Origin of the sequence: Arthrobacter sp. UYEF3, from assembly GCF_040546245.1 — a bacterium.
Taxonomy (GTDB): Bacteria; Actinomycetota; Actinomycetes; order Actinomycetales; family Micrococcaceae; genus Arthrobacter.
This window is the reverse complement of record NZ_JBEPNK010000013.1, coordinates 83141-105097: the sequence shown is the minus strand read 5'-3', so window position 1 is coordinate 105097 and position 21957 is coordinate 83141. Positions and strand designations below refer to the sequence as shown.

The window sequence follows — 21957 nt, the reverse complement described above, 5'->3', positions numbered from 1 at the left end:
CAGCGCCGGGTGCATTCGGAGCCGCCGATCAGGAAGGTCGCTTCCTTGTCTTCCCAGCATTCGAAGATGTTGGGGCAGCCGGCCTCTTCACAGACAGTGTGGAGGCCTTCCTTTTTGACCAGGTTCTTGAGCTGGACGAACTCCGGGCCCATCTGGACCTTGGCCTTGATCCACTCGGGCTTCCGTTCCACCGGGGTGGCCGCATTGCGCTGCTCAATCCGCAGCATCTTCCGGCCTTCTGGTGCCAGTGTCACAGTGGGGCTCCTTCATGGGTTGCAACTAGGGCTTCTTCATTGTTGCGCAGTTCCTCGATGATCCGCGAAACGAGGTCGGCCGGGGTGACGTCGCGGCCGATCTCCTGCGCGATCGTGGTGACGCCGGCGTCGCTGATGCCGCACGCGATGATCTGGCCGTAAGGGGCGAGGTCGTTGTTGCAGTTGATGGCGAAGCCGTGCATGGTCACGCCGTCGTGGACCCGGATGCCGATGGCCGCAATCTTGCGTGCGGGGCCCTTCTCGTCCTGTTCGAGCCAAACGCCGGCGCGGCCCTTCATCCGGACGGCTGCGATGCCGTACTCGGCGAGGACGGCGATGATGACGGCCTCGAGGCTTTCGACGTAGTCCCGGATGCCCGCCGGGTTCTTTAGCTTGATGATGGGATAGCCCACCAGCTGGCCCGGGCCGTGCCAAGTGAGCTTGCCGCCGCGGTCCACCGCCACCACGGGTGTTCCGTCGAAGGGGCGTTCGTGGTCCTCGGTGCGTTTACCGGCGGTGTACACCGAGGAATGTTCGAGCAGCAGAACGGTGCTGGGTGCGGTCCCGGCGACGACTTTCTCATGAAGTTCGCGCTGGATGTCCCAGCCGCGGGTGTAGTCGACGAATTCGGGAGCAAGACCCAGCTGGGAGAACTGAAGAGTCATGGCATTCAGCTTAGCCCCCGGTTGTCTTCCCTACTGATTCTGTGGTGAACCTCTCATGCCTGTGGATAACTTCTGCGGGGATCGCACGGATCGGCTATTCCTGAGCTATGGATGAATACGAGGTGTCCTCTCCACCGGATTCCGGGCCGGCCCCGGAGGTCCCCGGTTACGACGTCGGGCGGTTGCTGGGTTGCGGCGGCACGGCCGCAGTCTGGCTGGCGACAGACCAGTCGACGCGCCGTGACGTGGCGCTCAAATGCTTTTCGGCCACCGTCGCCCGAGGGGACTTCACCGGAGACCCTCCGCGGCCCGGGGACGCCGAGGATGCCGTGCGCCGGGAGGTGCGCATCCTGTCCGCCCTCGACCACGAGCATCTGGTGAAGGCGCATGCCGTGGTGCGGGTACGCCACGCTACCGGCGCGGACGGCCTGGGGCTGGTGTTGGACTACGCCCCTGGTGGATCGCTGGCGGAGCTCCTCGCGGCCCGCGGCAGCCTGGGCCCGGGCGAGGCCGTCACCGTCCTGACGCCGATCGCGCAGACGCTCGCGTATCTGCACGGACACGGCTTTACGCACGGTGACGTCTCGCCAGGCAACGTGCTGTTCACCGCCGAGGGCAAACCACTGCTCGCAGACCTGGGGGTGGCACGCATGCTGGCGGACCCGCAGGAGCCGTCCCGTGCCGGCACCGACGGGTTCCGCGATCCTGCCCCGGTGGATGCCGTCCGGGCCGGGCTGCAGCCCGAGGGGGACGTCTACTCCGCGGCGGCACTGGGCTGGTACATGCTTACCGGCAGGGCGCCTGAGCCGGAGCAGCAGCGTCCGCCGCTGCCGCTGCTGATTCCGGGGGTTCCGCCAGGGCTGGCGGAGGCGCTGGAGGCGGGACTGCGCAATGACCGGCGCCTCCGGCCGTCCGCCGCGGAGCTGGCCGCCATCATTTTCCGCAGCGCCCCGGCGGCTCCCGTGGATCTGTCCGTGTCCGTGCATCCGACCGTGCTGCCGCAACTGCTGACCAGGCGCGCACTTCCGGCGAGTGCGCGGGAACGCCGGGCGGCCCGGCTGCGGGCGTTGGGGAGCCGGGTGCGCCGCCGCAGACGCGGTGCCGCCGCCTCCTCGCGGCTTCGCTCCGGGCTCGCCGTATCCACCCGGCGAGCTTGGGCTGAACCTGCGAGCGGAGGGCCGATGCGCGCACGGCACGCATTCCACCCGGACCGACCCCGCGCGGTCTTCCAGGGCCCGGGCTTCCCGTGGGCCGGCTTGAGGAGGGCCGCTACAGCGCTCGTTCTGGCCGTGCTCCTGGCCGTTGCAGGCCTCTTCGCGGCGTCGCTGCTGCCCGGCTCCGGGACCGCGCCGCCCTCCGCGCCGCCCTCCGCGGTGCCCTCCGCGGTGCCCTCCGCCCCGGCCGAAGCGGCCGCCGGAGCCGTCCCGGCAGAACTGCAGGAGCTGCTCGCCGCGCCCCGGCCGGAAGATGCCGTACGCGGCCTGGCCGGCCTCCGCTCCTATGCCCTCAGCACGGGGCGTCTGGGGCTGCTGGAACAAGTCACCGTCCCGGCTTCACCTGCGGCCGCCGCCGACGCCGAGGTCAGATCCCGTCTGGCCGAGACCGGCCATGTGCTCGACGGCTTCGAAGCCCGTCTGTCCCTGGTGGAGAGCCTGCCGGAGAGCACGGCCGCCCGCGCCGTGGTGCAGCTCAGCGTGGCCTCGCCGCCCTACCGGGAACGCGACGGCGCGGGCACCGTGGTCGCCGAGGCCGAGGCCGCCGCGGAACGGCGGCTCCGGCTGGTGCTGGTGCCGGTGGACGGCAGGTGGCGGATCCGGGAGATCCTTCCCGGCCAGGGCGGCGTAGCGGGCTAGCTGCCGGCCGCCACCCAGGCAGCAGCCTCGGGCAACGAGGGGTGCCGCCACTGGAACCCGGCGCCAGCCAGGGCCGCGGGTTCCATCAGCTGGCTCGAGAGCAGCAGTTCGTTGGCCAGTTGGCCCATGACAAGGCGCAGGACCGGCGCCGGGACCCGCAACAGGGCGGGCCGGTGGAGTGCTTCGGCGAGTCGGGCGATCAGCGTATTCACGTCTGCGGGCTCCGGCGCGCAGAGGTTGACCGGCCCGGACAGCGGGGCGGTGAGCAGGAAGTCGAAGGCGCCCGCCACGTCCGGAAGAGTGATCCAGGGCCAGTACTGACGGCCGTTGCCGAACGGACCCCCCACGCCCAGGCGCAGCAGCGGCAGCAGCCGGCCGAGGGCACCGCCGCTGCGGCTCAGCACCACGCCGGTGCGGGGCGTCACCACACGGACCCCGGCCGGTGCCTCGTGCGCTGCGGCCTCCCAGCCGGCGCAGATCCCGGCCAGGATGCCGCTGCCCGCCGGGGCGTCCTCCCGCAGCACGGCTTGGCCCGCGTTGCCGTAGTAGTTGGAACCGGACTGGCTCAGGAAGACTTGGGGCGGGGCGTCCATCCGGCCCATCGCTGCCGTCAGGGTCCGGGTCGGGCCCAGCCGCGAGGCGCTAAGCTCGTTGATCCGGCGCCGCGTCCAGGGCCGGTCGCCGATCCCTGCGCCGGAGAGGTTGATGACGGCGTCGGCGCCCTTGAGGGCCGCGTCGTCAATGCGCCCCACGGCGGGATCCCAGAGGAACTCGGCGGGCGAGGCGGGCGGCCGCCGGACCAGGCTCACGACGTCGTGCCCGCTGCCGCGCAGCGTGCTGGACAGGGCGGTTCCGATCAGCCCGGAGGCGCCGGCAACTAGGATTCGCATGATCCATCTCACCATGCCCGGCGCGGCAGGGAAACCTCCCCGGGGGCAGGGGCGCTTTTGACTATGATCGAACGATGACCTCTTCGAGTTACCTCCGTTTCCCGCATCTGCACGGCGATCTGGTCACCTTCGTGGCCGAGGACGACGTCTGGATCGCGCCCCTCGGCGGCGGCCGGGCCTGGCGGGTCTCCTCGCTGCAGCTGCCCGCCCGCAACCCGCGGTTCAGCCCTGACGGACAGCGCCTGGTGTGGACGGTCATCCAGGGAACGGCGCCGGAGGTTGTGACGGCAGACGTCGACGGCGGCGGGTACCGGCAACTCAGCTACTTCGGCCACGGCTCCACCCGGGTGAAGGGTTTCACCCCCGGCGGCGACGTGGTGGTCACGAGTGCCTTCCGTCAGGCGGACAGCCGCCTCACGCACGCCTACAGCCTCCCGGTTGACGGCGGCTGGGCCAAGGAACTGCCGTTCGGACCGGTCGAATCCGTGGCTTTCGGCACCGTGGTCGGGGACGAGCGCCCTGTGGTCCTCGGCAGTGTGATGTCTCGCGAACCGGCCTGGTGGAAGCGCTACCGCGGCGGCACCGCCGGCAAACTGTGGATCGACGCGGACGGCAACGGCGAATTCGAACGGCTCGCGCCGGAACTCGACGGCAACCTCACCGACCCCATGTGGGTTCAGGGCCGGATCGCCTTCCTCTCCGACCATGAGGGCTACGGCAACATCTACTCCGTGCTGCCCGACGGCACGGACCTGCGCCGCCACACGGATCACGAGGACTTCTACGTCCGGCACGCGGCCACCGACGGTCAGCGGGTGGTCTTTGAATCCGCCGGCGAGCTATGGCTTCTGTCCGGCCTTGACGTCGACGCCGTCAAACTCGACATCACGCTGGGCTCCGCCTCGCAGGCCCGGCGTCCGGCCGCGCTGATGCCCGCCCGCCACCTCGGCGATGTCATCCCGGACCACGCCGGCGACTCAAGCGCGGTGGAAGCCCACGGCACCCTGCACTGGCTGCGGCACAAGGACGGCCCCTCACGCATCATCGAGGCGACCCCGGGCGTGCGCGCGCGGCTGCCGCGTCCCTTCGGCGCCGGCCGGATCGCCTACATCGCGGACCACGACGGAGCCGAAGCGCTCTACCTGAAGCCCATCGCCGCACCGGTGAACAGCCAGGGCCAACGCGTCCAGGCGCCCGTCCCGGCGCCCGAAGCCGGCGTGGCGGCGCAGGACACTGAGGATTCGGCGGCGTTGCCCCGGCCGGTGTCCGCCGCCGCCTTGACCGGGCAGGAGTCGCCCGCGTCGGCAGCCGTCGTCAGCGGGGATGCCGCCCCCGCCCAGGAGCGCCCCGCGCACGACAGCGCTAGCCACGACAGTGCTGCTGCCGGTGCGGAGGCCGGTGCCGCCCGCGCCGCGGAGCGCGCCGCGACCTCACAGCAGACCCGGATCGATTTCCCCACGCCGAGCCGGGCCAGCGCCATGGAGGCCAGCCCGGACGGCAACTGGATCGCCGTCGGCACCTCCTTCGGTGACATCTATCTCGCGGACACCCGCACCGGCAGCCTCACGCTGCTGACCAGCATCGGTGAGGGCAGCATCGACGGGTTCAGCTGGTCGCCGGACTCAGCTTGGCTGGGCTGGGCAGAGCCGGTCACCTCCTTCGGCTCCCGCACCCGGCTGCGGCTCGCCCGGATCTCGGCAGCCGGCACCGGAACGGGCACGGGAACGCCGGCGGGGGACAGGGCAGCACAGCACACGATTGTCGAAGTCACCGACGGCCGCTTCCGGGACGAGTCGCCGGCATTCACCCCGGACGGCAAGTTCCTGGCTTTCCTGTCCAACCGCAGCTTCGACCCGGTCTACGACGGACACTCCTTCGATCTGTCCTTCCCAAGCCCGATCAAGCCCTACCTTGTGGCCCTGGCCGCCGACACGCCGTCGCCGTTCGGACCGAGCGTCGCTTTCCCCGACGGCTCGGCAGCCGCCGGCGGCTCGGCAGCCCCCGACGGCTCGGCAGCCGCCGGCGGTGCCGCCGCCGGGCAGCAGCCCGGCACGGCCGCCGGCGCTGACGCCGGCACGGTGGTGGTCAGGGTCGACGTCGAGGGACTCGCCCACCGCGTGATCAACGTCCCTGTCCCGCAGGGCAACTACTCCGATCTCACCGCTGCAGACGGCGCCCTGCTTTGGCTCGACCACGAACTGGCCGGCGTGACGGGGGAGGGGCGGGCCAGCCTCGAAGAGAAGAACGCGGCACCCAGCCTCGTCCGGTTCGATCTCGCCAAACGCCGGAGCACTACGATCGTGGACGCACTGGACAGCTACCGGCTCAGCGGCGACGGCGAAAAGGTCGTCCTGCTCCAGGACAGGAAGATCCGCGTCTCGCCGGCCGCGGCCAAGGCAGACGAGGAGTCCGGGCAACTGGTGAACGTGGATCTGAAGCGCGTCCGGGTCCGGCTGGATCCGGTCAGCGTCTGGGGCCAGGCCTTCGACGAAGCCTGGCGGCTGCAGCGCGATTTCTTCTGGACCGAGGATATGGCCGGCCAGGACTGGGATTCCGTACACGCCCGCTACCGGCCGATCGTGGACCGGCTCGGCTCGCACGATGACCTGGTGGACCTGCTCTGGGAACTCCACGGCGAACTCGGCACCTCGCACGCCTACGTCCGCCCCGCGCTGGTCACGGAGAACGGCAGCAACGGCCAGGGCCGCCTCGGCGCCGACCTCGCCTTCACCGGTGACGGCTGGGAAATCATCCGCATCCTGGCCGGGGAATCCTCGGACCCGCTCGCCACCTCGCCGCTGACCCGGCCGGGCGCGGACGCCAGGGCCGGCGACGTGCTGCTGGCCATCGACGGCGTCGAGCTCTCCGAGACGCTTACCCCGGCGATGCAGCTCGTGGGCGCCGCCGGACGCCCGGTCGAACTCACCCTCCGCAACGGTGCCGGGCACGGGGCGCATGCCGGCGAACAGCGCCGCGTCGCCGTCGTGCCGGTCAAGGACGAGGAACGGCTGCGCTACCAGGAATGGGTTGCGGCGAACCGGCGCACGGTGCGGGAAGCCTCGCAGGGCACCTTCGGGTACCTGCACATCCCGGACATGATGGCCAACGGCTGGGCCCAGCTGCACCGGGACCTGGACACCGAGACTTCCCTCGACGGCCTGATCGTCGACGTCCGGCGCAACCGCGGCGGCCACACCTCGCAGCTCGTGGCGGAGTTGATCGGCCGCAAGGTGACCGGCTGGAGCATGCCGCGGGGGGAACGTCCGAGCACCTACCCGCACCATGCCCCGCGCGGTCCGGTTATCATCCTGACCGACGAATTCGCCGGCTCCGATGGCGACATCATCACCCAGGTCTCCAAGCTGCGGGGCATCGGGCCGGTCATCGGCACCCGGACCTGGGGCGGCGTCGTCGGCATCGACAACCGCTTCGCCCTCGCGGACGGCACGGGGGTCACCCAGCCCCGCTACGCCACCTGGTTCACCGGCGGTGTGGGCTGGGGGGTCGAGAATCGCGGCGTTGCCCCCGACATCGAGGTCGTCTTTCCGCCGCACGCCTACGCTGCCGGCACGGATCCGCAGTTGGAGTACGGCATCGGAGCGCTCAAGGAAATGATCCAGGAGCTACCCACCGACCGGCCGCCGCTCCGCGAGGGTTACCGCAGGGTGCGGCCGGCCCCGCTGCCGGCCCGGCAGGGAAACTAATACGCATACCAGAAGGCCCCCGCCCCGGAAAATCCGGAGCGGGGGCCTTCTGGTATGTCTGCGGGACGGGCTCCTAGGCGGCCAGCGTGGCGTCCAGGCTGATCTCGATGCCGGTGAGAGCAGCAGAGACCGGGCATCCGGTCTTGGCTTCCTCGGCGATGCGCTGGAAGTCCTCCTCGGAGATTCCGGGTACCCGGGCGTTCAGGGTCAGATGGCTTCCGGTGATGCCGGTTCCGGGCTCGAACGTGACGTCGGCCTTGGTGTTGACTTCTTCCGGCGTGTGCCCGGCCTGCGCCAGGGCGTGGCTGAAGGCCATCGAGAAACACGCCGAGTGTGCGGCGGCGATTAGTTCCTCGGGGCTCGTCTTGCCCTCGGCCGCTTCGGCGCGGGCCTTCCACGTGACATCGAAGTTGCCCAGCCCGGAGCTGTCCAGGCTGGTGTTGCCTGCCCCCGACATCAGGTCGCCGTTCCATACAGTGTGTGCGGTGCGTGTCGTTGCCATGTCCACTCCTAAGCGTCGTTGATCAGCGATCCAGCCAGGCGGCGGATCCTGCCGCTTCCCATCCTAGGGTTAACGACGACGGCGGCGCACCCCGCGAGGGGTGCGCCGCCGTCACAGTTGTGGCGGGAGCTTACTGCCAGAGGGTCGCCACTGCGATATTGACCAGCGCCATTCCACCGACGGCGTGGGCCAGACCGGTAGGGACGGGCCGGCCGGCCTTGGCCTTGCGGTAGCCGATGATGGCCGGGACCAGAACAGCGATGGCGATGACCAGCTTGACCGCGATCTTGGTGTAATTCATGTCCGTGTGGCTGGCACCCGCGATGCCTACGAACGCCAGGCCCGTCACCAGCTGGGCGATGGCTCCCCACAGCTGAATGGGGAGGACGGTGGGCTTCTTAAAGGTGGCAAACCAGGCGCCAACGATGGCCGCGGCACCGAGAATGTGCAGGAACAGCAGTACATAAACAAAGAAGTTATCCATAGCGCCCAGTTTAGCGACTCTGTGTCTGTAAACCGTAAAGAGCCGCCTTCCCCGAGGGGAAGGCGGCTCTTTGTCTGCTGCGGCGGAGCCTAGAGGCCCAGGTCCGCTTCGAATGCGCCTTCTTCAAGGCGTGACTTCAGCGTCTGCAGGAAGCGTCCCGCGTCGGCCCCGTCCACCAGGCGGTGGTCGTACGTCAGCGAGAGGTACATCATCGAGCGGATCGCGATCGAGTCGTCGCCGTTCTCATCGGAGACCACCACGGCGCGCTTGACGATCGCGCCGGTGCCGAGGATGGCCACCTGCGGCTGGTTGATGATCGGGGTGTCGAAGAGCGCGCCCACGGAACCGATGTTGGTGATGCTGAAGGTTCCACCGGAGAGCTCGTCCGGGCCGATCTTGCCCTTGCGGGTGCGGTCGGCGACGTCGGCGATCTTGCCCGCCAGGCCGGCCAGGTTCAGGTCGCCTGCGTCGGCAATGACCGGAACCAGCAGGCCCTTGTCGGTATCCACCGCAATCGCCAGGTGCTCGGCGTTGTGGTAGGTGATCTCCTGCTTGTCCTCGTCGTAGGAGGCGTTGACCTTCGGGTGCTGCTTCAGGGCTTCGGCGACAGCCTTGGCGATGAACGGCAGGTAGGTCAGCTTGGAGCCGTTCTGCGCCTGGAACGAGTTCTTGGCCCGGGTGCGCAGCTTGGCGACCTTGGTCATGTCCACCTCGTGCACCTGGGTCAGCTGGGTGGAGATGTCCAGCGACTCGCGCATGCGGCGTGCAATGACCTGTCGGATCCGCGGGGCCTTCTGCACGGTGCCACGCAGCGAGGACGCCTGCGCCGTAGCAGCAGCCGGGGCTGCGGAGGAAGCAGCCGGTGCCGGAGCCTGGGCCGGGGCGGCCTTGGCCTCAGCCGCGGCCAGGACATCCTGCTTGCGGATGCGGCCGCCGACGCCGGTGCCGGTCAGCGAGGCGATGTCCACACCCTGCTGGTTGGCAAGCTTGCGGACCAGCGGGGTGACGTAGCCGGAGTCGGCTGCCGCTGCGGGCGAAGCCTGTGCTGCGGGCGCGGCGGGAGCCGCCTGCTTCGGAGCCTCGACGGGAGCCGCGGCCGGAGCCGGTGCGTCCTGCTTAGGTGCTTCCTGCTTCGGGGCCTCCTGCTGAGGGGCCACGGCGGGTGCCGGTGCGGCGGCGGGGGCCGACTGCTTGGGGGCCTCGGCGGGTGCCGGTGCGGCGCCGGAACCGATGACGGCGAGGACGGAGCCGACCTCGGCGGTCTCGTCCTCGGCGACGCGGATTTCCTGCAGCGTGCCGGCGACCGGGGACGGGATCTCGGTGTCGACCTTGTCGGTGGAGACTTCCAGGAGCGGTTCGTCTACCTCGACGCTGTCGCCGATGCTCTTCAGCCAGCGCGTAACGGTGCCCTCGGTGACGCTCTCGCCCAGGGCAGGAAGGGTAACTTCGTGGCCCTCGCCGGCCGGTGCGGCCTCGGCGGCGGGTGCCGGAGCAGCAGCCTCGGCAACCGGGGTTTGGGCCTCGGAGGCCGGTGCCCCGGCAGCTGCCGGCGGCTCGGCCGGGGATTCCTCGGCAGCCGGAGCGGCAGCCTCACCGGAGCCAGCTCCGGCGCCGTCGCCGATGCGGACCAGCGGCGCCCCGACCTCGGCGGTCTCGTCTTCGGCGACGAGGATTTCCTCGATCACGCCGGCGATCGGAGAAGGGATCTCGGTGTCTACTTTGTCGGTGGAGACTTCGAGCAGGGGCTCGTCCACCTCTACCCGGTCACCTACCTGCTTTAGCCAGCGGGTGACGGTTCCTTCGGTGACGCTCTCACCGAGGGCGGGCAAGTTAACGGATTCAGACATGTCGTCCCCGTTCTCCTTATTGATCTTTAGTGCGGATGATTGCTGCCTTGGTCGAGCTTAGTGCACCCGACTTTTCGGGCCGGGTGCACTAAGCCCTGAGTTCTTGCGGTGGTGCGGGCGGAACTGCTAGCCGTGCAGGGGCTTGCCCGCGAGGGCGAGGTGGGCCTCGCCCAGGGACTCGTTCTGCGTCGGGTGGGCGTGGACCAGCTGGGCCACGTCCTCCGGGTAGGCTTCCCAGTTCACGATCAACTGGGCCTCGCCGATCTGCTCTCCCATGCGGGCGCCGATCATGTGGACGCCGACGACGGGGCCGTCCTTCTGGCGGACCAGCTTCACCAGGCCGCTGGTGCCCAGGATGGAACTCTTGCCGTTCCCGGCGAGGTTGTATTCCTGGGTCTCCACCTGGTCGTCGCCGAACTTGGCTTTGGCTGCCTTCTCGGAGTAACCGACGGTGGCGATCTCCGGTTCGGAGTAGGTGACCTTGGGGATGTTGATGTCTTCGACCACTACCGGCGTCAGGCCGGCGATTTCCTCAGCCACGAAGATGCCCTGCTGGTAGCCGCGGTGTGCGAGCTGGACTCCAGGGACGATGTCGCCGAGGGCGTAGATGTTGCCGACGCCGGTGTGAAGACGCTCGTTAGTGATGACGAAGCCGCGGTCAATCGTCAGTCCGGCTTCCTCATAGCCCAGGTTGGCCGTGACCGGGCCGCGGCCGACGGCGACCAGCAGGAGGTCCGCCTCGAAGGTCTTGCCGTCGACAAGAGTGACCTTGACGCCGTCGTCGTTCTGTTCAACGCCCTGGAAGAAGATGCCGGTGGAAAACTTGATGCCGCGCTTCTTGAACGCGCGCTCAAACGCCTTGACGATCGTCGCGTCCTCGTTCGGCACCAGCGACGGCAGGCCTTCAACGATCGTGACGTCCACGCCGAAGGACTTCCACACCGAGGCGAACTCGACGCCGATCACGCCGCCGCCAAGGATGATGGCGCTCTTGGGGATGAAGTCCATGGTGAGGGCCTCATCGGAGGTAATCACCTTGCCGCCGATTTCGAGGCCGGGCAGCGTGCGGGAGTACGAACCGGTCGCGAGGACGATGTTCTTGCCCTTGTACGCAGTGCCGTTCACGACGACGGTGTCGTTGCCCTGGAGCTTGCCTTCACCCTCAATGACGGTGATGCCCTTCTTGGACTTGATGAGTCCCTGCAGGCCTTTGAACTTGCCGGCAATGATGCCGTCCTTGTAAGCATTGACGGCGTTGATGTCGATGCTGTCCAGGGTGACGTTGACGCCGTACTTGGCGGAGTCGCGGGCGTGGTCGGCCAGTTCTGCGGAGTGCAGGAGGGCCTTGGTCGGGATGCAGCCGTTATGCAGGCAGGTGCCGCCGAGCTTTCCCTTTTCGATGAGGCCCACAGTGAGGCCAAGCTGGACGGCGCGGAGCGCAGTTGCATAGCCGCCGCTGCCGCCGCCGAGTACCAGGATGTCGAATTCTTGCGCAGTTGCCTGATCGGCCACTAAAACGCTCCCTCGCGTGAACGATGACACGAGAGTACGCATCATCTGGTCTTGGAACTTCCTGCGGTGATTATGCCAGCAGGCCCGTTCCCTTTCATTTTGTGACTACCGCAGTTCACCTTAGCGAACCACTAATACATGCTCCACCTTGCCGTGGCGTTTGTGGAGCGCTTGTGTCCAGTGTCACGCGCCCTTGTGGCCAGGGGATCAGCCCGGGCCACAAGGCCGCGTGGACGCAGGACTCTGCAGTGCCGGCGGCCGGGGTGCGGGCTCAGACGGCTTTCGCGAGGATGTCTTCAACGTAGGCCACCAAGGTGCGCACCGTGCAGCCGGTGCCCTGCTTGTGGTTATAGCCGTACGGGCTGCCGTTATTGAAAGACGGCCCGGCGATATCGATGTGGGCCCACGGGATCTGCCCGCCGTCCTTTGCCTTGCCGACAAACTCGCGCAGGAAGACGGCCGCCGTCATCATGCCTCCGTGGCGTTCGCCGATGTTGGCAATGTCCGCGACCTGCGAGTCCAGGCTGGGGCGCAGTTCCTCGGGCAGCGGCATCGGCCAGACGAGCTCGCCGGCGCGGTCCGCCGCGGCCTTGATCGCGCCGGTGACGGCCTCGGAGCCCATCACCCCCGCGGTCCGGTTGCCCAGGGCGATCAGCTGCGCTCCGGTCAGGGTGGCGACGTCGATGATCGCGTCCGGGTACTCCTGGCTGGCGGCGACGATCCCGTCGGCCATGACCAGCCGGCCCTCGGCGTCGGTGTTCAGAACCTCAACGGTCTTGCCGCCGAAAATGGTCAGCACGTCCGCGGGACGTTGCGCGGCGCCGGAAGGCATGTTCTCCGCAATGCACAGCCAGGCGGTCGCCTTCACCGGCAGGCCCAGTTCGGCCAGTGCCAGGACGGTGTTGAGGACAACGGCGGCGCCCGCCATATCGCTCTTCATCTCGCCCATGCCCAGGTGCGGCTTGAGCGAGATTCCGCCGGTGTCGAAGGTGATGCCCTTGCCCACCAGCGCGATTTTGGCGGCTGCCTTGGCCGGTGCGTATTCGACCTTGACAAGGCGCGGCTGCCGGGTGGAGCCCTTACCGACACCGAGGATGCCGCCGAAGCCGTCCTTCTCCAGGCGCTTCTCGTCCCAGACTGTGACCTTGACCGGCAGGCCCTTGGCCAGATCTTTGGCGGCCTCGGCGAAAGTCTCGGGGTAAAGGTGGCTCGGCGGCTGGTTCACCAGCGAGCGGGTGGCGTTGACGGCCTTGCCGATCAGGGCGGCGCGCTCCAGCACCGCCGGCAGCGCCTTGTCCGCGGCGAGGGCGGTAAGGATGCGGACGCTCTTGACCGGGTCTTTGAGGCCGTCCTTGGCGGTGCGGTAATCGGTGAAGGAGTACGCGCCCATCGCGGCGCCTTCGGCGACGGCGGCGACGGCGGCGAGGTCCGGCGTCGGCAGCGCGAGAGTGACGGTGGCGACGCCGGCGAGCTGGCGGACTGCCGAGCCGGCCGCGCGGCGAAGTGCTTCCTCGGAGAGCGGGGTGCCCGCGGCGACCTTGCCGACGCCGGCGAGGACAAGGACGGACGCGCCGGCCTCGGGAAGTCCGGGGAGGCGGTGCGCCTGGTCCGCGGCACCGGTGAGGCCAAGAACGACCAGTGACTCGGCCAGCGCCTCCGCTGCCTTGGCGCTCAGCGGGTTGTCCAGCAGGACAGGGCCGTCGGTGCCCTGTCCCACGCCCACGACGAGGGCATCGGGCGGGGACTTCTTCAAGTCCCCGGCGATCGCACTCAGTTTGACTTCGGTATTCTTATCCACGAGGACAGTCCTCAATTCTCTGTGATATTTCGGCAGGAACTGCATGTTCGGCGCCCTGCCTTGGGTATCTGCGCCACCGCCGGAATTGCACGCAAGCCGGTGTCTGCACGGCCATCTCTAAGGCCAGTTCCGATCGTAGTCTCTACCCTGCGCCGGAGTTCAATTGAATGAGAGCTGGCCCACATCCGGCGCAGGAATTCCCCCGCCGGGCAGCGCGTTGTAGGAGGTATAGGCGCGCACGCCGGGCCTGCACCCGGCCGCGCGAGGTCCCGCGCGGCGGGACCCGCCGCACCACCGCCCCCTTTACCAGCCACCGCGAAAGGAACATGCCGTGATGGAACGGACTTCCGGCTCCCTGCTGGACCCAGAAACGCTGTACGTCCGTGATGACGCGCTGTTCCGCAATCCCGCACTGCACGGGCTGAACCTGCTGATGGGCTTCACCGGCTTCGCCGATGCCGGCCACGTCGTCAAACAGATCACCGCCGAACTGCTCGACACCCTCGACGCCGAACTCGTCGCCGAGTTCGACGCCGACCAGCTGATCGACTACCGCTCACGGCGGCCGCAGGTGAGCTTCGTTGAGGACCACCTGCAGGACTACCAGCCCCCGCGCCTGGCTTTGTACCGGCTGATCGACGGGCTGGGGATGCCGTTCCTGCTACTGGCCGGGTTTGAGCCGGACCTGCAGTGGGAACGCTTCGCCCGGGCGGTGGTCGGCATCGTGGAGGAACTGGACGTCAACCTCGCGGCCTGGATCCACTCCATCCCGATGCCGGTACCGCACACCCGCCCGGTCGGCGTCACCGTGCACGGCAACCGGCCCGAGCTGATCGAAGGCATCTCGGTCTGGAAGCCCACTGTCGAGGTCCCCGCCGCCGTCGGTCATATCCTTGAGCTTCGACTGATCGATGCGGGCCGGAACATTGCCGGGTACGTGATCCATGTCCCGCATTACCTGGCCGAGGCCGAGTACCCGACGGCCGCCGTCGCGGGGCTCGAATACCTCGGCGCGGCAACCTCGCTGATGCTTCCCACGGACCGTCTCCGCGAGGCCGGCCGGGAAGTCGGCAGGCAGATAGCCGAGCAGATTGACGCCTCCGAGGACGTCCGGCAGGTCGTGGCCCGGCTGGAGACCAAGTACGACGAAAAAGCCGAGGGAACGGTGCGCCGGTCCCTGCTCGCGGACGAAAACGACCAGCTCCCGAATGCCGATGCGCTCGGCGCCGCAGTAGAGGCGTACCTGGCCCGCGAAGATCCGAGCGGATAAATACTATTTATGACCAACGGGGCATAATGAGGGAGTGACCTACCCCCGCGCCTGGCTGATCTGGATCATCGGGGTCTTCGCGTATCTGGTGGCGGTCAGCCAGCGCACCTCTTTCGGCGTCGTGGGGCTGGAAGCTACTGAACGTTTCCACGCCAGCGCCGCCCAGATCTCCTTCTTTACCGTCCTGCAGCTGTTGGTCTACGCAGCCCTGCAGATCCCGGTCGGGGTGCTCGTGGACCGTTTCGGATCGCGCGCCATGCTTGCCGGCGGTGCCGTCCTGATGGGTCTCGGCCAGCTCGAGCTGGCGTTCGCCGACAGCATCCCCGGCGGCGTCCTGGGCCGTGTGCTGGTGGGCGCCGGGGATGCGATGACTTTCGTCTCCGTGATCAGGCTCATCCCGCTCTGGTTCGCCCCGTCCAAGGTGCCGCTGCTCACCCAGCTCACGGGCATGTCCGGTCAGCTCGGCCAGCTCTTTTCCGTGGTGCCGTTCGCGATCATCCTGCACGCCGCCGGCTGGACCCCCGCCTTCCTGACCCTGGCCGGCATGTCCGGGCTCGCCGTCGTGCTGGTGCTGGTGCTGTTACAGGACCTGCCACCCGGACATCCCGCCCCGAAACCGTCCCAGGGGCTCCGGGCCACCGGTGTTTCACTCTCCGCCGCCTGGCGGCAGCCGGGCACCAGGCTGGGGATGTGGAGCCACTTCACGGTGCAATTCAGCGGCACCGTGTTCGCGATGACCTGGGGCTATCCCTTCCTGCTCTCGGCCCAGGGGCTTGACGCTGTCACCGCGTCGGCCCTGATGGCCCTTTACGTGGCCGCCGCGATTGCCGCCGGGCCGCTGATGGGCAGCTTCGTGGCCCGCCACCCTCTGCGCCGCTCCACCATGGTGCTGCTGATCTCCGGTGCCACTGCTGCCGCCTGGGCCGCGGTGTTGCTGCAGCCGGCCCGTTCTCCGCTATGGCTGCTTGCCAGCCTCGTGGTGGTCCTGGCCGTCGGCGGTCCCGGCTCGATGATCGGGTTCGACTTCGCCCGGACCTTCAACCCAGCCCACCGGATCGGGACTGCCACCGGAATCGTGAACGTGGGCGGTTTCATGGCCGCACTGCTGGCCATCTTCCTGATCGGGGTGACTCTGGACGCCCTGCACCTGGCCGGGTTCTCGCCGGCCGGGCTCTACAGCCTCGACGCGTTCCGGCTGGCGTTCTGTGTTCAGTTCGTGCTGCTGGCGGGCGGCGCCGGGGCCATCCTGGTGATCAGACGGAAGGTGCGCCGGCAGATGGCAGCGCAGGGCGTCGTGGTGCCGCCGCTGCTCAAGACGTTGGCGGGGCGGCGCCGTCCCGCCGCGGAGCGCCGCCGCGACCCCTGACAGGACCCGTCCGCGCCGCTCGTCCACAGAACCCGTCAACGGTGTTCGTCCGCAGCGCTGTCCACATAGGGAGGCTGCGGGGCTGACGCCGCTGGCCGGCGCGGGCGACGCTGGGCCTATGACAGCTCCCGATCATCTGAAAGTCACCGGCCCTGAAGACATCCTCGGGTTCATCCCGCATTCGCTCGGCTACTGGCCGGCCAACAGCCTCGTCGCCATGACCATGCAGGGTAAACGGCTCGGCGCCACGCTGCGCGTCGATCTCCCCGGACCATCGCGGTGCCGCGGGCCCGGGCTGACCGCGTTTGCCCGGAACGTCCGTGACTATCTTGAGGCCGACGACGACGCCGACGGCACCCTGCTCGCCATCTTCTCCGGGCCGTGCGGCAACGACCGGGCGGACGGCGCGGCGGGGGACGGCGGCGGCGGCCCGGGCTCACCAGCGCTGGCCAGACTCCTGCGCGAGCTGGAGCGGGTCCTTGGGGCGGCGGCCCTGCCGGTCCGCGACGCCTGGCTGATCGGGGAACGGTTCTGGCGCAATGCCTACTGCACCGATGCCTCCTGCTGCCCGCCGGCCGGGCGGCCGATAGAAGAAATCAGGAACAGCCGCCTCAACGCCGAACTCGTCTTCCGGGGCAGTAGCGTAGGCGCGGCCCCGGGAGCTTCCGCGGCCGCCGCGGATCGGAGCGAGCCGGCCGTGCTGGAGGCCGAGGAGCGTTGGGTGCGGGAATTTTCGGGTCGTTGGCGGGACCGGGCGCAGTTCGGTGCGGTGCTGGACGTATGGGCGCGGGTGCTCCTTGCCGCCGGGTGCCCGGCAGACGGCGGACCGGCACGGCGGTCAGCCCCGCGGAAGTCCGCCCTGCCGGGCCCGGGGACCACCGCCGTGCACGGCCCGGGGCCCACCACGCTGCCGCCCGGCCTGGCCGGCTATCTGAGGGCCACATTGCGCGTGGCAGCGTGGCGCGATGCGGTTCTCGTGATGGCCGCTGCCGGGCGGGGCGCCGCCGAAGCCGGCGCGGAGGAGTTCTGCATCTTCGAGGGCGGCCCGGGCAGGCCTGCGCCTCTGCCCGGGCTCGACGGGTTCCCGGCGGCACAACCGGTCACCGGGCCGGCGGCGGCGGACTCCACGGCCGCCGGTGGTATGGCCGGAGGGGCAGGCACGGCCGCGCGGACCCCGGGCTACGGGGACGTTCTCCTGGGCGTCGAACCGGCGGTGCCCGACTGGGCGTGGCTGGGCGCACTCGACCGGGTCCTCGTGCGCCTCGGCGACTGCGGGGGCGGCGAAGCCCGGGCCGCGTCGCTCACCGCCCGGGGTTGGATTGAATGGTGCCGCGGCCGGGGATCTTTCGCCGACGCGCTGTTCACTTCGGCCGCCGTCGAACAGCCCGGTTACCGGCTTGCGGAGTTGCTGGCAGAGCTGGTTCGCCGCGGAACCCTCTGCGGCTGGGCCCGCAGGAGGGACGCTGCCTGGCAGAAGTTCGATCCGGACGCGGCCTGAGCCCCGGCGGGTCCGGCAGCGTCGAGGGCCAGATCCGGAAAATCGTGAGACAATGGTTGCCGAGACCCGGTTGGGTCCGTGTATCGAGTGCGGGTAGTGAACCTTGGAAACAGGGAACATTACGGTCGCCCCGGCAGTTGTAGTAAGTGACTCTGCTGGTCGTGATTGCGCCTGATGTAAAACACGGACTTGACAGGGTCATAGTGGTGTTGCCCGTATGGTGATTCCACAGACCGCCGCTAGAAAGGTTTTCTGTGACCCCGTCTTCCGCGAAGAAGGAACCCGCCGACCAGGCAGTATTGTCTCCCGAGGAGAAGAAGGCGGCGGCAAACGCCAAACGTGCCGCCACACGTTCAGCCAACAAGGCTGCAAAAGACGCTGCCTCTCCCGCCGGCGATGACGCCGCGCCGGCAGCAGCCAAGCCTGCGCCCAAGAAACGCGGACCCAAGCCCGGCGCCAAAGCCGCGGCCGAAGCCGCGAGCAAGTCCCGGGACGAGGACTCCGATGAGTCCGACGAGGACCTCGATGAGGCTAACCCCAATGCCACCGAGCTCGGCGAAGACGGCGAAGAGACAGCCGGCAAAGCTGCTGCAGCCACCACCGGCTCCGGCTTTGTCTACTCCGATGCCGACGACGATGACGCCCCGGTCCAGCAGGTAATGTCCGCCGGCGCCACGGCCGACCCGGTCAAGGACTATCTTAAGCAGATCGGCAAGGTGGCCCTGCTGAACGCCGAGCAGGAAGTCGACCTGGCCCTCCGGATTGAGGCCGGGCTCTTCGCCGAGGAAAAAATCAACGCCGACGACGGTTCCATGGACCCGAAGCTCAAGCGCGAGTTTGAGTTCGTCATCCATGACGGCAAGCGCGCCAAAAACCACCTGTTGGAGGCCAACCTCCGCCTCGTGGTTTCGCTGGCCAAGCGCTACACCGGCCGCGGCATGCTGTTCCTGGACCTGATCCAGGAAGGTAACCTGGGCCTGATCCGCGCGGTCGAGAAGTTCGACTACACCAAGGGCTTCAAGTTCTCCACCTACGCCACCTGGTGGATCCGCCAGGCCATCACCCGTGCCATGGCCGACCAGGCCCGGACCATCCGTATCCCGGTGCACATGGTGGAAGTCATCAACAAGCTGGCCCGCGTCCAGCGCCAGATGCTGCAGGACCTCGGCCGCGAACCGACCCCGGAAGAGCTGGCCCTTGAGCTGGACATGACCCCGGAAAAGGTCGTCGAGGTCCAGAAATACGGCCGCGAACCCATCTCGCTGCACACCCCGCTGGGCGAGGATGGCGACTCCGAATTCGGCGACCTGATCGAGGACTCGGAGGCAGTGGTTCCGGCCGACGCCGTGAGCTTCACGCTGCTGCAGGAGCAGCTGCACTCGGTCCTGGACACGCTCTCCGAACGCGAGGCCGGCGTCGTGGCGATGCGTTTCGGGCTGACCGACGGACAGCCGAAGACTTTAGACGAAATCGGAAAGGTCTACGGCGTAACGCGCGAGCGCATCCGCCAGATCGAGTCGAAGACCATGTCGAAGCTGCGCCACCCGTCCCGCTCACAGGTTCTCCGCGACTACCTCGACTAAGCACCGGCACGAAGCACCAACCCAGCCAACGCGGGGTTTACTGCCGCCCCATAATCCTCGGATTCAGGGCCGGAAGTGACCCCGCGTTGCGTCGTGTCAGGCAGGTTAACAAAGGAAGGGCCCCTCCTTGCGGAGGGGCCCTTCCTTCGTGTCCTTGGTGGACGCCTAGTCGACCGGAACGGCTGCCTTCTCGTGGAGGCGGCCCGATTCGTCGTGCCAGTCCGAACTGAGCGGCCTGAGGTTCGGTTCTACGGCGCGTGCGTGGTGGGCGCAGAAAAGCAGTTCACCGCCGGAGGCTCCGAGAACAACCCGGACGTATGCCTGGGCTCCGCAACGGTCGCACCGGTCAACGGTGGTGAGTGTGCGATCCGCAACTGCTGCTGTCATGTTCGGCCTCCTTGGTAGATCGATACACCTATATAACCAGCATTCGCAGCGATTCCATGGCAAGGATGGGTCAAGTTCGCTGTCCGCGTATCACGTCTCAGTAACGGCTGTCGCTGCGTTGTCCACTGTGTCGTCCCCCCGGGGAGTGGCAACCCGGAGTCCGGCGGCAAGCCGACTAACCTAGGAAGAGCGTCGTTCACGTTTCATTCCGAAGGAGTTTCCAACCCGTGGCACCAAGTTCTGATTACACCGCCCGGCATCTCTCCGTGCTGGAAGGCTTGGAGGCCGTCCGCAAACGCCCGGGCATGTACATCGGCTCGACGGACTCCCGCGGTCTTATGCACTGCCTCTGGGAAATCATCGACAACTCAGTCGACGAAGCCCTCGCCGGTTTCGGCCACGACATCAAGATCATCCTGCACGCCGACAACTCGGTCGAAATCCACGACGACGGCCGCGGCATCCCGATCGACGTCGAACCGAAGACCGGGCTCACCGGCGTCGAAGTCGTCTTCACCAAACTGCACGCCGGCGGGAAGTTCGGCGGCGGTTCGTACACCGCCTCAGGCGGCCTGCACGGCGTCGGCGCCTCGGTTGTGAACGCCTTGTCCTCCCGGCTGGACGTCGAAGTGGACCGCGGCGGCAAGACTTACAAAATGTCGTTCCGACGGGGTGAACCGGGCCGCTTCAAGGACCCGGGCACCAAACCCGATCCGGCGGCCGTGTTCGAGCCTTTCGTCGACGGCTCCGTGCTCGACGTCATCGGCAAAGCCAAGCGCGGTGTCACCGGCACCCGGATCCGCTACTGGGCGGACCGGCAGATCTTTACGCCGGATGCGAAGTTCTCCTACAACGAGCTCGCGGACCGCGCCCGCCAGACCTCCTTCCTGGTCCCCGGACTGAAGCTCACCGTGCAGGATGAGCGCAAGGCCGCCGGCACCCCGGGGGAGCTCGGCCGGCACGAGGAAATCTTCCACCACGACGGCGGCCTCTCCGAATTCGTCGACTTCCTCGCCGCAGACCCAGCCGTCACGGACATCTGGCGGCTGCACGGCGCCGGCAAGTTCAAGGAGACCGTTCCCGTCCTGGACGAGCGCGGCCACAGCCAACTGGCCGAAGTGGAACGCGACTGCGAGGTGGACGTCGCCCTGCGCTGGGGTATCGGCTACGACAACACGGTGCGCAGCTTCGTCAACATCATCTCCACCCCCAAAGGCGGAACACACCAGTCCGGCTTCGAACAGGCCCTCCTCAAGACCTTCCGTAAGGCTGTGGAGACGAATGCGCGCAAGCTAAAGGCCGGCAACGACAAGATCGAAAAGGACGACATCTTCGCCGGCTTGACGGCCGTGCTGACGGTTCGGCTCGCCGAGCCGCAGTTCGAGGGTCAGACCAAGGAAATCCTGGGCACCTCCGCCGTCCGGGCCATCGTGGCCAAGGTGGTGGAGCAGGAGATCAACGCCAAGCTCACCTCATCCAACCGCGGCGACAAGGCCCAGTCGGCGCTGCTGCTGGAAAAGGTCGTCAGCGAGATGAAGTCCCGCATCTCGGCCCGCGTCCACAAGGAGACGCAGCGGCGGAAAAATGCACTGGAGACTTCCTCGATGCCCACCAAGCTCGCGGACTGCCGGACCGACGACGTCGCCCGCTCGGAACTGTTCATTGTGGAGGGTGACTCCGCGCTGGGCACCGCCAAGCTGGCGCGCTCCTCCGATTTCCAGGCGCTGCTGCCGATCCGCGGCAAGATCCTGAACGTCCAGAAAGCCTCGGTGGGGGACATGCTCTCCAACGCCGAGTGCGCGGCCCTGATACAGGTGGTCGGTGCCGGCTCCGGCCGCAGTTTCGATATCACCGCCGCCCGCTACGGCAAGGTCATCCTGATGACCGACGCCGACGTCGACGGCGCCCACATCCGGACCCTGCTGCTTACCTTATTCTTCCGCTACATGCGCCCGATGATCGAGCAGGGCCGCGTCTTCGCCGCCGTTCCGCCGCTGCACCGGGTAGAGGTCATCAACGCCGGCCAGAAGGCCAACGAGATGATCTACACCTACTCGGAGGCGGAGCTGCACGAGTTGTTGGCCCGCCTCGCCAAGGAAGGCAAGCGCTATAAGGAGCCGATCCAGCGCTACAAGGGTCTGGGCGAAATGGATGCGGAACAGCTTGCGGAGACCACGATGGACCCGCGGCACCGCACCCTGCGCAAGGTCGGGATCGATAACGCGAAGCAGGCCGAGGAGACCTTCGACCTGCTGATGGGCTCCGACGTGGCGCCCCGCAAGGATTTCATAATTGCCGGGGCTGCGGGCCTGGACCGGGAACGCATCGACGCCTGACCCGCCCG

General features: G+C 68.1%; 15 protein-coding genes and 1 pseudogene. 7 read left to right on the top strand and 9 right to left on the bottom strand.

What is annotated here, in order from left to right; all coding sequences use genetic code 11:
* Both ABIB14_RS11220 and lipB read right to left on the bottom strand, forming a co-directional pair.
* Positions 1–254: pseudogene (locus ABIB14_RS11220) on the bottom strand (lipoyl synthase); the annotation flags it as partial.
* Positions 251–919: a lipoyl(octanoyl) transferase LipB gene (lipB, locus tag ABIB14_RS11215; RefSeq protein ID WP_354235951.1), complete on the bottom strand. Its 669-nt coding sequence runs from the start codon at positions 917–919 to the stop codon at positions 251–253. The pseudogene ABIB14_RS11220 and the gene lipB, both read right to left, overlap by 4 nt.
* A 107-nt stretch (positions 920–1026) precedes the next feature.
* On the opposite strand from lipB, the gene ABIB14_RS11210 reads away from it, so the two are divergent.
* On the top strand, positions 1027–2772 hold the full coding sequence (locus ABIB14_RS11210) for a serine/threonine-protein kinase (protein WP_354235950.1): 1746 nt from the start codon (positions 1027–1029) through the stop codon (positions 2770–2772).
* Here ABIB14_RS11210 and ABIB14_RS11205 read toward each other — a convergent pair.
* Complete coding sequence (locus ABIB14_RS11205; RefSeq protein ID WP_354235949.1) at positions 2769–3662, bottom strand: TIGR01777 family oxidoreductase; 894 nt, start codon at positions 3660–3662, stop codon at positions 2769–2771. The genes ABIB14_RS11210 and ABIB14_RS11205 overlap by 4 nt on opposite strands.
* A gap of 74 nt (positions 3663–3736) precedes the next feature.
* On the opposite strand from ABIB14_RS11205, the gene ABIB14_RS11200 reads away from it, so the two are divergent.
* Positions 3737–7366 carry a S41 family peptidase gene (locus tag ABIB14_RS11200; protein ID WP_354235948.1) on the top strand — a complete coding sequence of 1210 codons (3630 nt, stop codon included), beginning with the start codon at positions 3737–3739 and terminating at the stop codon, positions 7364–7366.
* 73 nt (positions 7367–7439) lie between these two features.
* Here ABIB14_RS11200 and ABIB14_RS11195 read toward each other — a convergent pair whose 3' ends face one another.
* From ABIB14_RS11195 to ABIB14_RS11175, 5 genes are all read right to left on the bottom strand, one after another.
* On the bottom strand, positions 7440–7868 hold the full coding sequence (locus tag ABIB14_RS11195; RefSeq protein WP_354235947.1) for an OsmC family protein: 429 nt from the start codon (positions 7866–7868) through the stop codon (positions 7440–7442).
* Positions 7869–7998: 130 nt separating this feature from the next.
* A complete protein-coding gene (locus ABIB14_RS11190; protein WP_354235946.1) occupies positions 7999–8352 on the bottom strand; it encodes a hypothetical protein in 354 nt (117 codons plus the stop codon).
* 89 nt (positions 8353–8441) lie between these two features.
* Positions 8442–10199, bottom strand: a complete 1758-nt coding sequence (sucB, locus tag ABIB14_RS11185; protein ID WP_354235945.1) for a 2-oxoglutarate dehydrogenase, E2 component, dihydrolipoamide succinyltransferase — start codon at positions 10197–10199, stop codon at positions 8442–8444.
* A 126-nt stretch (positions 10200–10325) separates the two neighbouring features.
* Positions 10326–11711, bottom strand: coding sequence for a dihydrolipoyl dehydrogenase (lpdA, locus tag ABIB14_RS11180; protein ID WP_354235944.1), 1386 nt, complete (start codon positions 11709–11711; stop codon positions 10326–10328).
* 271 nt (positions 11712–11982) lie between these two features.
* Entirely contained in the window at positions 11983–13509 is a 1527-nt protein-coding gene (locus ABIB14_RS11175; protein ID WP_354235943.1) for a leucyl aminopeptidase, read from the bottom strand.
* 331 nt (positions 13510–13840) lie between these two features.
* On the opposite strand from ABIB14_RS11175, the gene ABIB14_RS11170 reads away from it, so the two are divergent.
* The 4 genes from ABIB14_RS11170 (at position 13841) to ABIB14_RS11155 (ending at position 19226) form a co-directional block, all read left to right on the top strand.
* A complete protein-coding gene (locus tag ABIB14_RS11170; protein WP_354235942.1) occupies positions 13841–14779 on the top strand; it encodes a proteasome assembly chaperone family protein in 939 nt (312 codons plus the stop codon).
* A gap of 34 nt (positions 14780–14813) precedes the next feature.
* Positions 14814–16145 (top strand): MFS transporter, encoded by a 1332-nt coding sequence (locus ABIB14_RS11165; protein ID WP_354235941.1) that lies wholly within the window; start codon positions 14814–14816, stop codon positions 16143–16145.
* Between the two features lie 118 nt (positions 16146–16263).
* Positions 16264–17643 (top strand): DUF4192 family protein, encoded by a 1380-nt coding sequence (locus ABIB14_RS11160; RefSeq protein WP_354235940.1) that lies wholly within the window; start codon positions 16264–16266, stop codon positions 17641–17643.
* Between the two features lie 254 nt (positions 17644–17897).
* Positions 17898–19226 (top strand): RNA polymerase sigma factor, encoded by a 1329-nt coding sequence (locus ABIB14_RS11155; protein ID WP_354235939.1) that lies wholly within the window; start codon positions 17898–17900, stop codon positions 19224–19226.
* A 165-nt stretch (positions 19227–19391) separates the two neighbouring features.
* Here ABIB14_RS11155 and ABIB14_RS11150 read toward each other — a convergent pair whose 3' ends face one another.
* Positions 19392–19613: a DUF7455 domain-containing protein gene (locus tag ABIB14_RS11150; RefSeq protein WP_354235938.1), complete on the bottom strand. Its 222-nt coding sequence runs from the start codon at positions 19611–19613 to the stop codon at positions 19392–19394.
* 227 nt (positions 19614–19840) lie between these two features.
* On the opposite strand from ABIB14_RS11150, the gene ABIB14_RS11145 reads away from it, so the two are divergent.
* Positions 19841–21949, top strand: coding sequence for a DNA gyrase/topoisomerase IV subunit B (locus ABIB14_RS11145; protein WP_354235937.1), 2109 nt, complete (start codon positions 19841–19843; stop codon positions 21947–21949).
* Positions 21950–21957: the final 8 nt, after the last annotated feature.